Genomic DNA, 12,359 nt, shown 5'->3' on the forward strand with positions numbered 1-12,359 from the left:
TGCGTATGAGCGAGCCGATTCGTCTGACCCAGTACAGCCACGGCGCCGGTTGTGGCTGCAAGATCTCTCCGAAGATGCTCGAGGTGATTCTCGCCGAGAGCGGCACCCAGGCACTGGACCCGAAACTCTGGGTCGGCAATGCCTCGCGCGATGACGCGGCAGTCTACGCCCTCGATGACGAGCGCGGTGTGGTCTCGACTACCGACTTCTTCATGCCGATTGTCGATGACCCGTACGACTTCGGCCGCATCGCCGCTACCAACGCCATCAGCGACATCTACGCCATGGGCGGTGACCCGCTGATGGCCATCGCCATTCTCGGCTGGCCGATCAACGTGCTGGCGCCGGAAGTGGCCCGCGAAGTGATCCGCGGCGGTCGCGCGGTGTGCGCCGAGGCCGGTATTCCGCTGGCCGGCGGTCACTCCATCGATGCCCCCGAGCCGATCTTCGGCCTGGCGGTGACCGGCGTGGTGCAAAAGCGCCACATGAAGCGCAACGATACCGCTACCCAAGGCTGCCGCCTGTACCTGACCAAACCCCTGGGCATCGGCATCCTCACCACCGCCGAGAAAAAAGCCAAGCTGCGCGACCAGGACAAGGGCCTGGCCCGCGACTGGATGTGCACCCTCAACACCCCCGGCAGCCGCTTCGGCAAGCTGGCGGGCGTCAAGGCGATGACCGACGTTACCGGTTTCGGCCTGCTCGGCCATTTGGTGGAGCTGGCTGACGGCAGCGGCTTGAGTGCGCGCCTGAATTACAGCGCGGTACCGCGCCTGCCGAGCGTCGAGCACTATCTGGCCGAAGGCTGTGTGCCGGGCGGCACCCTGCGCAACTTCGACAGCTACGGCGAGAAAATCGCCCCGCTGAGCGATGAACAGAAGCACCTGTTGTGCGACCCGCAAACCAGTGGCGGCCTGCTGGTCGCCGTGGCACCTGAAGGTGAAGCGGAGTTTCTCGCTGTCGCCGCCGAGCTGGGCCTGAGCCTGGCGCCGATCGGCGAGCTGGTTGAGCGACAGAGCCATGCGGTTGAGGTGCTGTAATGCGTGACAACAGCACCGACTACCGCCAGCTGTTCTTGAACGATGTACCGATGATGGACATGCGCGCCCCGATCGAGTTTGCCAAGGGCGCCTTTCCCAACGCGATCAACCTGCCGCTGATGAACGACCTCGAGCGGCAGAAGGTTGGCACCTGCTACAAGCAGCAGGGCCAGCAGGCCGCCATCGCTCTCGGCCATCAGTTGGTCAGCGGCCAGAGCAAGGATCAGCGTATTGCCGCCTGGGCTGAATTCGCCCGGGCCAACCCAGAGGGGTATCTCTACTGTTTTCGCGGCGGCCTGCGCTCGCAGATCGTCCAGCAGTGGCTCAAGGATGAAGCCGGTATTCACTACCCCAAGGTGATCGGTGGCTACAAAGCCATGCGTAATTTCCTGTTTGAAACCACCCAGCAAGCGGTTGCCGAATGCGACTTCGTACTGATCGGCGGGCTTACCGGCACGGGTAAAACCGAAGTGCTGCAGCTGCTGGAAAACGCGGTCGACCTGGAAGGCCACGCCAACCATCGTGGCTCCAGTTTCGGCAAACGTGCCACCGGCCAGCCTGTGCAGATCGACTTCGAAAACCGCCTGGCGATAGACGTGCTGAAAAAGCGCGCTCGCGGTATCGAGCAGTTCGTGCTGGAAGACGAAGGCCGAATCGTCGGCAGTTGCTCACTGCCGCTGGAGCTGTACCAGGGCATGCAGCATTACCCGCTGGTGTGGCTGGAAGACAGTTTCGACAACCGTGTCGAGCGCATCCTGGGCGACTACGTGACCAACCTGTGCGCCGAATTCGTTGCCCTGCACGGTGGCGAACAAGGCTTCAAGCTGTTCGCAGAGCGCCTGCAGCAGAGCATGGGCAACATCCTCAAGCGCCTGGGCGGTGAGCGTTACCAGCGTCTTTCAGCGCTGCTGCAACAAGCCCTGGAAGAGCAGCAACGCAGCGGCGCCGTCGATCTGCACCGCGCCTGGATCAGCGGCCTGCTCAGCGAATACTACGACCCGATGTATGCCTTTCATCGCGACAGCAAGGCCGAGCGCATCGAGTTTTCCGGCAATCAGGTCGAAGTGCGTGAATACCTGCGGGCCCGCGCTGCCCGGCATCGATAACCCGGTTTATGCAGGCTCGCTCAGCTTGAGCAATTCATCTGCACGAGCCTTGGTCATGTCCAGCACACAGCCTGCACCATTGAGCTGATCGATGGTGCCGCCGGTGAGGCTGAAATACAGCTTGCAGTTGGCGTCGCGGTATTTGATCCATAGCCGCTGGGCGTCGCGCAACTGAGTTTGCTGAGCCGGTTCAAGGGCCGCTATGGCCTTCTTGTACGCACTGTTCAGGCGGGCGTCCTGACGCTCGATCTCGGCGCCGTTGCAGTTGTTCATGTCCAGGGTGGACTGGGCGGTTTGCATACATTGGCTGTAGGCGGGCGAATCGTTCCGGGCGACGGCGAAGGGGGCAATGGCGGTCATCAGAGCGATGGTTAAAAGAGGATGCTTCATCAGGAGAACTCCATGTAAGGAGGACTCAGAATGCCGGGCACAAGCCTCCGCAACAATAGGACATCTAACATAGGTCTGTGGGAGCGGGCTTGCCCCGCGATGCGATGTGACTGATTGACCGCAATCGCGGGACAAGTCGGGTCGCCGCACCGCCGCTCCCACAGGTTACCGGCCACACACCTGGGCCACGCGCTCGCGCAACCAGCGATGGCCTGCTTCAACTTCCCGACGCTGATGCCATGCCTGCTGAAAGCCGAATGCCTTGATCGCCAGCGGTGGCTCAAAACGACGCAAACGCGGATCCAGCTTGCCGTTGTCGAGGCTACGCCGGGCAACGGTGAGGATCAGGTCGGTACCGGCAATCACCTCCTGTGCCGCGGCCCAGTGTGGCAATGCCAGGGCGACGCGGCGACGGGCGCCGATGGCGCTGAGGGCCAGGTCGATTTCGTTGTCGATGCCTGCTCGCACCGCCACCAGTACATGTGGGCGCGCCAGCCACTCAGGCAGATCGAGCCCACTACGAGGCGGCAAGCCGCTGCGATCGGCAATACAGGTAAAACGCTCTTCAAACAGCGTTTCAACCCGCAGTTCGGCGGCCAGTTCCGGAAACACCCCAAGCGCCAGATCGGCCTCGCCATCGAACAAATGCCCCAGCATCGCCTCCCGACTGCCCTGGATGACAACCAGATCAATCTCCGGTGCTTCGTCACGCAGCACCCGCATCAGCCCCGGCAATACCACCCGCGCACCGTAATCCGACATGGCCAGGCGAAAACTGCGGCGCGCCTTGCGCGGATCGAAGCCGGGATGGGCAAGCAAACCGTCGAGCTGCTCCAGGGCCTGCTGCAGCGGCTCGAGCAGGGCTTGAGCGCGCGCAGTGGCCTGCAAGCGCCCACCCCGGCGCACCAGCAACGGATCGGCAAACAGCTCACGCAGCTGCGCCAGGGCATGGCTGACCGCCGGCTGGCTGCGATGCAGGCGCATGGCGGCGCGTGATACATGCTGCTCGACCAGCAAGGCATGCAGGGTCAGCAACAGGTTCAGATCAATACGGCGCAGATCATCCATCAGGCGAATAACTCCTGTGCAGCATTCGAATTTCCATTAACACAATGGATAGCCAAGACTTTACCAAGCCATTTTCAAGGAGTCTTGCCATGAGTCTGTCTTTCGCCCCCGCCGCCCTGCTACCGCTGATCATCGCCTTGCTGGCAGGTGCGGCGGTGCCGTTTCAGGCCGGCAGCAATGCCGCTTTGGGGCGTTTGCTTGGCCATCCGTTGTGGGCAACGCTGGTATCGCTGGGGGTGAGCGTACTGATGGTGATTCCGGCCCTGCTGGTGTTGCGCGCGCCGCTGCCGCAGCTCGGCGCCCTGGTCCAGGCGCCCTGGTGGGCCTGGCTCGGCGGCGTGGCCGGCGTCGCCTACATCACCGCGGCGCTGATGCTCACCCCGCGCCTGGGCGCCGCCGGCTTCATCGTCTGCGTGATCGCCGGTCAGGTGCTGTCATCCTTGCTGATTGATCAGTGGGGGCTGATGGGGCTGGCGCAGCGGCCGGTGAACGGGCTACGCCTGGCCGGGGTTGGCCTGATTGTGCTCGGCATGTTTGTGGTGCAATGGGGTACTTCGACGACGCGCTAGATGGTGTCCGGATCAATCGGCTGGATACTCGGCTGCGGCTCCAGGGCGCGATTCATTTCAAACCTGAGGCTGGGCGCTTCAAGGGCAAAATGGATCACCAAGCCCAGCACTACAATCAGTGCGCCGTCCAACCAGTGCCAGCCGGGTATCGGCACGCCCTGACGAGCCTGACGACACCACCAGGCTTGCCCCAGGCAAAAGCCGAAGATCGCCAGCAACCAGAGGTAAAACCCTGGCGCAAAGTGGGTAAGGTTGACGAAGTTGTAGCTGCGATTGTCGGGCATCCGGTCGATCCCGAAACTGCTCAATGCCAGACCCAGGGCGGCCAATCCCAGCACCAGCGATACCCAGCGCCAACGACGGTGCAACAGCATCGCCAATCCCAGCAAGGGATTGGCGAACCAGCCATACATACCGAACACCAGGCCCCAAGGGCCATACAACAACGCTTGCAGCGCGTGCAGGCGCCCGTCGCCGGTCATGTACATGGCGTTGAAACACAGGCTCGCCAGAAACAGCAGCAGGGTCAGCGAAACATAACGGTTGGCCAAGATCACGCAGCACGCTCGAACAGCAGACCGTAGAGACCCGAATCAGACAGTTCCCCGGCCACACACCAACGCTCGCGCAGCACCCCTTCAAGAACAAACCCCAACCGCTCAAGGGTACGAGCCGAAGCGCTGTTACGGGGATCGATCTCTGCCTCAAGGCGGCGCATGTTCAGGTCCCGGGACAGATACTTGACGAAGAGTTCCAGCGCCTCGCCCATGAAACCCTGCCCTTGGGCAGCCGTGGCCAGGCAGTAGCCGATTTCGCCCCGGCGCGAGTCGCTGTCGAAGTTGGAACACTGGCACATGCCGATCAGCTCATCGCTGTCGCGGCGATAGATGCCGAGCTTGAGCAACTGCCCCCGCGCGTAGGCCTGGCGATCAGCCGCAAGCGCTGCCTGCGCCTGGTCGATATCACTCCAGGGCGCGTGATTCCAGAAACGCATGACCTGTGGGTCGGCCATGATCGCCAGCCATGCAGCGGCATCCTCGGCACTCATGGGCCGCAAATGCAAACGCGGGCTTTGCAGGCAAAGGTCCTGGGGGAATGTGTAGGGGTGCGGCACGGTAGAACTCCTGTCCTGTCCGAAGAGCCGCACAGTCTACCTCAAGGTTGCCAGGCGCTGGTCGTGGGTACAGGCGCCTGGCGTCACCGTCATCAGGCGACTGCAGCCCCCTCGTCGTCTGGCCAGATCGGCTCGTTGGCTTCCAGCGGTGGCAGGCCATAGGCCGCACGGGCGGCATCGCAACTCGGGTTGGGCTGACCATCGACCCAGGCCGCCTCGAATTCGCGGCAAGGGGTGGAGCGCTGCTCATAAATGCCGCAGCTGACACCTTTGCCGATCTCACCCTCAAGGCTGATACAACGGCAGGGTTTGCTGTCGGTGCCGATCATCGCCACCCGGGTGGGGTTGATCTGTACCACCAGATCGTCGGGCACCAAACCTCCGGACGATTGACACTCACCCCAGAAAAAAGACACACGGAAAAACCCGCAGCAGGCGCCGCAGTTCAAACAAGGATTATGTTCGGACATGATGAGGAAACGGGGGGGCAAGTTTATCGTTATTGGGAGAAAACCCGTCGCCATTCTATGCTTCGCCAAGGCTTTGGGAAGGGGGGAGATGTAGAAAAATAATGCGTCTGACGGGCGGTTGGATGCGTTGTGGCAGACGCTGGATGAGCGTTGGTCGCTCGGAAATCTGAAATAACGAAAATTCCCACGAGCTTTAGGAAGCGTCTTACATCAATTCCTTTGCCGCCTTGTTAGCGTGCGCTGAAATTTGAGCTTGCCCAGGCTATTGCATGGGCATCGCGCTCTGCTTTCACTTTTCAGCTTAAGGATAAGCGTATGTTCGCGTCGGCCAATGCTGCGCACTTCGCATTATTGATCCCTTCCGTCCACAACGATTTCAAGGTGCTGGCCTTTGACGGTACTGAAACGATCAGTACCTTGTACGCAATCCAGGTCGAGCTGGTCAGCGAGTACTCTGACTTCGATCTGGAAAGCCTGCTCAGTCAGCCCGCGTTCCTTCAGTTTGGCCTGAATGGCGAAGGCATCCACGGCCGTATCGAAGATGTCAGGGGCGGCGAGCCCGGCACACGCCTGACCCGCTATCACCTGACCCTGGTCCCGGCCCTGCATTACTTGCAGTTCAGCCACAACCAGCGGATTTTCCAGCAGTTGACGGTGCCGCAGATCGTCGCCCAGGTGCTCCAGGGCCATGGCATCCAGGCCGATGCCTTTAGCTTCCATGTCAGCCCCCGCCCGGTGCGCGAATACTGCACGCAATATGGGGAATCTGACCTTGAACTAGTCGGTCGCCTATGCAGTGAAGAAGGCATTGCCTGGCATCACCAGCACAGCCCGGACGGTCATCGGCTGGTGTTCACCGACGATCAGGTCTTTTTTCCCAAACTGGGGGCAACCGCGTATCAGCAAGGCGCCGGCCTGGTGGCCGATCACCCGGTCATCAGCCAGTTCTCCCAGCGTTTCAGCACCCGGACCACTACCGTCACCCGCCGAGACTACGACCTCAAACGCCCAAGTCGGTTAGTGGAAGACTGCTTCACCGCCGAGTTCACTCCGGTACTTGAAGATTACCGCTACCCCACGCTGATCGACACCGAAGAGCGCGGCAGGCAGCTTGCCCGCCGGGCCCTGGAACGGCACCGCAGTGACTACCGGTTGGCCGAAGGCAAAAGCGATCAGCCTGAACTGCGCAGCGGTCATTTCTTCGACCTGCGCGAGCACCCGCGTAAAGCCTGCAACGACTTGTGGTTGCTGCTCAGTGTGAGCCACGAAGGCAAACAGCCACAGGTGCTTGAGGAATCAGTTACCAACGACAACCAGCCCGAAGACGGCTTCAGCCAAGGCTACCGCAACAGCTTCAGCGCCATCCCCTGGGACGTGTTCTACCGGCCACCGCTGGTCACCCGCGAATCGGTGCTGGTCAGCCAGACCGCTCGGGTCACCGGGCCTGAGGGCGAAGAAATCTTCTGCGATGAACATGGCCGGGTCAAAGTCGAGTTCCATTGGGACCGCGCCGAGCTGAACAGCGACAAGAGCAGTTGCTGGTTACGGGTGGCGTCCAGCTGGGCTGGGGAAAAATTTGGCGCAGTGACCATCCCGCGCATCGGCATGGAAGTGGTGGTGACCTACCTGGAGGGCAATCCTGACCAGCCGTTGATTACCGGCTGCGTGCCCAACACGCGCACGGCGGTGCCCTATCCCTTGCCCGCAAACAAAACCAAAACCGTGTTGCGCAGCCGCAGTTCGCCCGCCAGTGGTGGCTACAACGAACTGTCGATCGAGGACCGGGCCGGGCAGGAGCTGATCTACCTGCGGGCCCAGCGCGACCTGGCGCAAAAGATCGAGAACGACAGCCGGCTGCAGGTGGGTAACGAACGCCGGGAAACCATCAAGGGCAACAGTATTGCGGTGCTGGAAGGCGAAGACCAGCGCACCGTGACGGCGGATCGCAAGGTCGAGCTCAAGGCCAACGACTATCTGCACGTCGCCGACAGCAGCCATACCCGCATCGGTCAAGCATTGGTGGTTGACGCCGGCCAGCAACTGCACGTCAAAGCAGGTGCCCAGGTGATCCTCGATGCCGGCGCCAGTATCACTTTGAAAGGTGGCGGCCAGCACATCGTGATCGGTCCCGCCGGTATTTTCAGCAGTGTGCCGATAGTCGTAGGCGGCGCACCGGCAGCGGCTATGCCTGCAATCTCGGCGCTACCTGGGGCCGCACTGACAACCAGCACCAACGCCATCCCCATGGAAGCCCTGCTCAAACAAAACGCGGTTTTCCGCGAAACCAGCTCCGGCATTTGCCCGGTGTGTGATGCCGCCCGACAACCGCTGGAAACCGAGGAGGCTAAAGCATGACTTCCATGCCCCCGAACAAGGGACTCCTCCTGGTTGACGGCGCTCAGTATGACGATGCCTTCAATTGGCTGAATCAACACTACGGCTCCGACAATCCCCTGCCACTTTTCAAGGGAACCCCATACGAACCGATTACCGGGGCTGGGCCATTTCTACTCAATGCCTCACTTGGCAGTGCCACCCATGCCGCGTGGTGGCGCGGCGCTGACTTGCAGCGCGGTGTATGGCTGGCCTCGCAGAAAAGTGCCTGGCAATTGCTGCCATTCCTGCAACGCCGCTTACGCATTCTTGATGAACAACAACGCGAATTGTGGTTACGCCTGGCTGATGGCCCCGCGCTCAATCGCGCACGCCTGGCCGGTGCCCAATGGCCGGCTGGTTTTTGGTGTGGCGTGGAGAGCGTCTGGTTGCGCCATGGCGGCACCTCGGTGTGTGCATGGACGAACGAAGCGCCTGAGCGTGATGCCGCTCCGGCGGATAAAGGCCTGGCGGCACAAACCACCTTGCCTGACGCACTCATGCACGCGCTCAGTTTGCCGGCCCACACGGAGCACCATTCATGAATCAACAGGATCAAGCCCCTTACGGATCGTGCCCGCTGCTTGCTGCGGTATTGCCGTTGCGCTATGCCTTGGGGCCTACGGCGGCTGTCGATGTCGGCGCCTATGATCTGCCGCCACTGAACTGTCAATTTCCTGAGCTTGGCCCGCGCCATCCTGACGTCAGCGGGCGAGCGCTTAATTACACCTCGCGCTTGCTGCGTGATGGTTGGCTCTACGTTTGGGAAAGCACGCCAGCCAAACTGGTGGAATATCAGGTCGAATCGGCCCAACTCACGCAAACCTCACGGGCCGGGCGGGTAATTGATACCCGAACCCAGCCCCACCTGCTGCTCAGGGCAGGCGAGCCTGCCGGTTTGGTGTGGTCGCCGGTGCGCTGGAGTGAGCCGCAGTATCAGGCTGCCAAACAAGACCCCGCCGTGCGCCAGCGCATCATGCGCACCTTTGTGCCGGGTGTGGCACCGTACAGCGGCCAGATTGACGCGATCAAAAAGCATATTGGCGAATACCGCGATGCAACGCGCTACGGCTGGAGCAGCGAGCCTGAAACGGAACAGGCAATGAACTGGCTGAACGTGCAAAAGCAGATGGCGCGCTGCGACCAACATACTTACGCGGTCATTGATGATGCCTGGGGTGTACTGCTCGATCTTGCCGCACTGATGCGCGCCCGTAAGGCAGGGTTTGACAACTATCAGGAACATCACGCTGACGAATGGGCTATTGCGGATGTTTTAAAGTCGTTGATGAATAGCGACGCGCAACTGAAAGCGCAGTTGCGCTTGATCACTCGCTATGAGGAGCTGAACCGCGTCTGGGACGATCAGGACACGCAGGCATACAACTATACCGTCGACATGCGCCGACTGGCGCAGCTCTGGGTCGACTGGTTCAACACCTTGCAGATGAATGGCCCGTCCAGTATGGACACCGCCTGTGGCCACTTCGACATTACGCTGCCTGCCAGTCGCGAGGCACTGGAGGTGCATTTCGCTGCCGCCTGCCTGGGCCCGGCGAATACAAGTACCGGTGCCAAGGCTATAACGTTAAGCCTTGAAGGTAACACACAAGGCAAACCCTGGTTGCTCTGGGCGTTGCTGGGGTTACCCAAAAGGCTGGGCGTTGGCGAAATCAAATACCTCATCGATCTGAGTGATACGGCCCACGACAATGGCGCATCGCTCAAGGACGGCGTCACTCAGCTGACTAAAGCCTTTGGTTATGCAGAGGCAATGAACAAGACGGCTGAAAAGCTCAGTCAACGTGCGCCGGCCTCCAGTATTGAAGCCCTGTTTCTAGCCCTCGCACCGGTTGCCGGGCTGCACTTGCATCAAGCGGAAAATGCCGCCAGCACCGCCGGACGCATTTACATGGCCGCCGCATTGGCCCGCAGTGGCCAGCGCATTCAGACCTTGGGCATCACGCCGCGGCAACTGGGCGAGTGGTACAGCGACCTGATAGGTACCCGCAACACCCTGCCTGCCAGACTCAACGTTGCCCCCTTGGCCAGTGCGGTGAGCGAAAGCATCCCGTTTATGCACCTGGTACCGGCGAGTACCAAACTGCCGCCATTGCCGGTCAACCTCGCAGCGGGCGCTGATCTGAGCAGTGTGTTTGATTTGAAAGGGGCGTTGAGCAAGGCGCCGATCAAGTCGATTGTGACGTTGGTGGCGGGCGTTAATTTTATATGGGCATCGGATCAGTTTTATGAAAAGCGGACGTACCAGAGCGCGTTTAGCATGGCCGGTGCTGCAGTTGGTGTTGCTGCAGCTGCTGCTACGGTAATTCAACGTGTGGCCGAGGTTAATTGGGCATCAGTCGCCCGGCAAAGCGGTAGCACCTCAATTTCATCCCGGCTACTTTTAGCCAATGCCTTGAAACTCACCGCCATCACTTCTTTGGCGCAAAGCATCTTTCTGGCATTCGATGTCGTGCTTTACGGGGTAGATGCCTTTGAGGCCTACCAAATGGGCGACTTTGACACCATGTCCGCAAACTTGGTAGTGGCTGGCGCGTCGCTGGCCAGTATCAGGATTCAGGTCCACGCATTCCGGGCATTCCGAGCCGCGCGGGCCGCGGTGATAGCCGGGGATGCGGCGGCTATTGCCAGGGGGCTCAACGTAGTGCCCCACCTGGGGGCCAAGTTACTTGGACTGGCCACAGTGATTATCGGTGGCGTGATTGCTCGGATCTACACAAAAGATACTCCGCTCGAACAGTGGGTCAAGAATAGCTATTTCGGCATTAGAACCAATGAGGACTGGGCACATAGCTACGCCCAGTCCATGGAAAGGCTATATCCCATTCTGTTTCCGGTCAGCATTGAGGCCTATCGCTTAGCAGAACTTAACCCTTATCAAGGGCAAGTTTTTTCCACTTACCTGCTATTGAAACTGCCCGGCGAAAACGTCGAGCTGTTGGACAGCATGGTCCACTTCAAAGGCCAGGAGACCTGGAGCGACACTCTCGGATATTACGCGGAACAAATCATAAAGGTTGAATGGACAGGTGAAGATTTTGCTCGACACAGCGGTACCCGCATTCCTGTGCCAGCGGGCATCACCCCTTATCGACGTGTTTACCATGAGGTCGGTGTTAGAAGCTTGCGTCGTATAGAGGGTGAATTAACTTTCTCCCCACGTGAAGGGCTGACGCTACCTGCTGTGAATATCTCGGAGCGAGCATGGATATGAATGCACCAAGCCCAACGCCCACCGTAATACTTGAGGCGAACAAATCGACGGGAGAGCAGCCGATGGAGTTGTTTATCGTCGAAGAACACACCGACCATTACTTGTCTTTGCAAGCTGGCGGTGACTTTGACCGAGGACGGTTGACAGGTGTGTTGGCAGGAACAGGAGGCATAGGAGGGATAGGGCTTGGGCTATTCAGTTTTTTGCAAAGTGGGGATCTTGAAGGTCTGAATATAATGCTCGCCATAACTATCCCTTTGTGTGGCATTCCTTTTCTATGGGAAACACTACGTCCACTGCCTCTACCCATTCTGTTCAATCGCCGCACCCGAGAAGTGTACTTCGACCACGATGGCGAACTGTTCCACACCCCGTGGGATGGTATTACCGCTATAGCCAACGAGTTTCAGCTGGTTGGGACCCAAATCGGCAGCATTGAAAGCGCTTCGCTGGAAATCAGGGTGTGGAAATTTGAAGAACCGGAGACAGCCCTGATGATCAGCCTGGGGGCGCCGTTCGGAAAATCACTGGCGCTACAAAAAGGCTTTTGGGAGTACATCCGTTCCTACATGAACAACGGCCCTTACTTTGACGAACACGGTAATCACAGCGAGTCGGATGCATTCGTAAAAAGCCAGTTGGCCGTGCGATTCAAAATGAGCGACAGTTTCAAACATACCCTGGCAAAAATAAAACAGGCGAAAAAAGAAGCTGGTGGCAGGAATTACTTAAGCGGTAGTGATGCTGCAATGCTGATACTCGAGCCCATGCTTTACCCTTGGGCCAGAATCCAGGAGTTCACCTACAGCATTGCAAAACGCCGCTCACGCAACCGCTGGCCCGGCCTTGTTACCGAACGCTTGAAACCCAACGGCCCCACAACGCGCCTTGTTGATCTGGAGAGTGAGCGCAACTTAGGAGGGGGCTAGAAATTTGCGCTGCATCGAGGAGGAGTTTCTCTGTTACCCACATAATCCACCTACGGCGAATATCA

General features: G+C 59.7%; 12 protein-coding genes. 7 read left to right on the plus strand and 5 right to left on the minus strand.

Annotated elements, in window-relative coordinates; all coding sequences use genetic code 11:
• The first annotated feature begins 5 nt into the window (after window positions 1–5).
• Entirely contained in the window at window positions 6–1,040 is a 1,035-nt protein-coding gene (selD, locus tag PSAKL28_RS22050) for a selenide, water dikinase SelD (RefSeq protein WP_038614547.1), read from the plus strand.
• Window positions 1,040–2,146, plus strand: coding sequence for a tRNA 2-selenouridine(34) synthase MnmH (gene mnmH / locus PSAKL28_RS22055; protein ID WP_038614548.1), 1,107 nt, complete (start codon window positions 1,040–1,042; stop codon window positions 2,144–2,146). Before selD ends, mnmH begins: the two co-directional genes overlap by 1 nt.
• Before the next feature lie 6 nt (window positions 2,147–2,152).
• Here mnmH and PSAKL28_RS22060 read toward each other — a convergent pair whose 3' ends face one another.
• A complete protein-coding gene (locus PSAKL28_RS22060) occupies window positions 2,153–2,536 on the minus strand; it encodes a lysozyme inhibitor LprI family protein (RefSeq protein ID WP_084589134.1) in 384 nt (127 codons plus the stop codon).
• Window positions 2,537–2,701: 165 nt separating this feature from the next.
• Window positions 2,702–3,604 carry a LysR family transcriptional regulator gene (locus PSAKL28_RS22065; RefSeq protein ID WP_038614549.1) on the minus strand — a complete coding sequence of 301 codons (903 nt, stop codon included), beginning with the start codon at window positions 3,602–3,604 and terminating at the stop codon, window positions 2,702–2,704.
• A gap of 89 nt (window positions 3,605–3,693) precedes the next feature.
• Between PSAKL28_RS22065 and PSAKL28_RS22070 the strand changes: the two genes are divergently transcribed.
• A complete protein-coding gene (locus PSAKL28_RS22070) occupies window positions 3,694–4,173 on the plus strand; it encodes a DMT family transporter (RefSeq protein WP_038614550.1) in 480 nt (159 codons plus the stop codon).
• Here the strand turns inward: PSAKL28_RS22070 and PSAKL28_RS22075 are convergent.
• The 3 genes from PSAKL28_RS22075 to PSAKL28_RS22085 form a co-directional block, all read right to left on the minus strand.
• Window positions 4,170–4,724, minus strand: coding sequence for a hypothetical protein (locus tag PSAKL28_RS22075; RefSeq protein ID WP_038616937.1), 555 nt, complete (start codon window positions 4,722–4,724; stop codon window positions 4,170–4,172). The two genes, PSAKL28_RS22070 and PSAKL28_RS22075, sit on opposite strands and share 4 nt — an antisense overlap.
• A 2-nt stretch (window positions 4,725–4,726) precedes the next feature.
• Complete coding sequence (locus PSAKL28_RS22080) at window positions 4,727–5,287, minus strand: GNAT family N-acetyltransferase (RefSeq protein ID WP_038614551.1); 561 nt, start codon at window positions 5,285–5,287, stop codon at window positions 4,727–4,729.
• Window positions 5,288–5,379: 92 nt separating this feature from the next.
• Window positions 5,380–5,757: a YkgJ family cysteine cluster protein gene (locus PSAKL28_RS22085; RefSeq protein WP_038614553.1), complete on the minus strand. Its 378-nt coding sequence runs from the start codon at window positions 5,755–5,757 to the stop codon at window positions 5,380–5,382.
• Between the two features lie 315 nt (window positions 5,758–6,072).
• Between PSAKL28_RS22085 and PSAKL28_RS22090 the strand changes: the two genes are divergently transcribed.
• The 4 genes from PSAKL28_RS22090 to PSAKL28_RS27430 are packed head-to-tail and all read left to right on the plus strand — an operon-like array spanning window position 6,073 to window position 12,294.
• On the plus strand, window positions 6,073–8,112 hold the full coding sequence (locus tag PSAKL28_RS22090; protein ID WP_038614554.1) for a type VI secretion system Vgr family protein: 2,040 nt from the start codon (window positions 6,073–6,075) through the stop codon (window positions 8,110–8,112).
• A complete protein-coding gene (locus PSAKL28_RS22095) occupies window positions 8,109–8,675 on the plus strand; it encodes a DUF4123 domain-containing protein (protein WP_051939521.1) in 567 nt (188 codons plus the stop codon). Before PSAKL28_RS22090 ends, PSAKL28_RS22095 begins: the two co-directional genes overlap by 4 nt.
• Entirely contained in the window at window positions 8,672–11,365 is a 2,694-nt protein-coding gene (locus tag PSAKL28_RS22100; protein WP_038614555.1) for a toxin VasX, read from the plus strand. The genes PSAKL28_RS22095 and PSAKL28_RS22100 overlap by 4 nt, the downstream gene beginning before the upstream one ends.
• Window positions 11,356–12,294 carry a hypothetical protein gene (locus PSAKL28_RS27430; RefSeq protein ID WP_084589135.1) on the plus strand — a complete coding sequence of 313 codons (939 nt, stop codon included), beginning with the start codon at window positions 11,356–11,358 and terminating at the stop codon, window positions 12,292–12,294. The genes PSAKL28_RS22100 and PSAKL28_RS27430 overlap by 10 nt, the downstream gene beginning before the upstream one ends.
• Window positions 12,295–12,359: the final 65 nt, after the last annotated feature.

This window comes from Pseudomonas alkylphenolica (assembly GCF_000746525.1).
GTDB classification, from domain to species: Bacteria; Pseudomonadota; Gammaproteobacteria; order Pseudomonadales; family Pseudomonadaceae; genus Aquipseudomonas; species Aquipseudomonas alkylphenolica.

What these genes read in the sequence shown, in the direction of transcription:
- selD (WP_038614547.1), top strand. Translation starts at nt 6, where the DNA reads ATGAGCGAGCCGATTCGTCTGACCCAGTACAGCCACGGCGCCGGTTGT.
- mnmH (WP_038614548.1), top strand. Translation starts at nt 1,040, where the DNA reads ATGCGTGACAACAGCACCGACTACCGCCAGCTGTTCTTGAACGATGTA.
- PSAKL28_RS22060 (WP_084589134.1), bottom strand. Translation starts at nt 2,536, where the DNA reads ATGAAGCATCCTCTTTTAACCATCGCTCTGATGACCGCCATTGCCCCC.
- PSAKL28_RS22065 (WP_038614549.1), bottom strand. Translation starts at nt 3,604, where the DNA reads ATGGATGATCTGCGCCGTATTGATCTGAACCTGTTGCTGACCCTGCAT.
- PSAKL28_RS22070 (WP_038614550.1), top strand. Translation starts at nt 3,694, where the DNA reads ATGAGTCTGTCTTTCGCCCCCGCCGCCCTGCTACCGCTGATCATCGCC.
- PSAKL28_RS22085 (WP_038614553.1), bottom strand. Translation starts at nt 5,757, where the DNA reads ATGTCCGAACATAATCCTTGTTTGAACTGCGGCGCCTGCTGCGGGTTT.
- PSAKL28_RS22090 (WP_038614554.1), top strand. Translation starts at nt 6,073, where the DNA reads ATGTTCGCGTCGGCCAATGCTGCGCACTTCGCATTATTGATCCCTTCC.
- PSAKL28_RS22095 (WP_051939521.1), top strand. Translation starts at nt 8,109, where the DNA reads ATGACTTCCATGCCCCCGAACAAGGGACTCCTCCTGGTTGACGGCGCT.
- PSAKL28_RS22100 (WP_038614555.1), top strand. Translation starts at nt 8,672, where the DNA reads ATGAATCAACAGGATCAAGCCCCTTACGGATCGTGCCCGCTGCTTGCT.
- PSAKL28_RS27430 (WP_084589135.1), top strand. Translation starts at nt 11,356, where the DNA reads ATGGATATGAATGCACCAAGCCCAACGCCCACCGTAATACTTGAGGCG.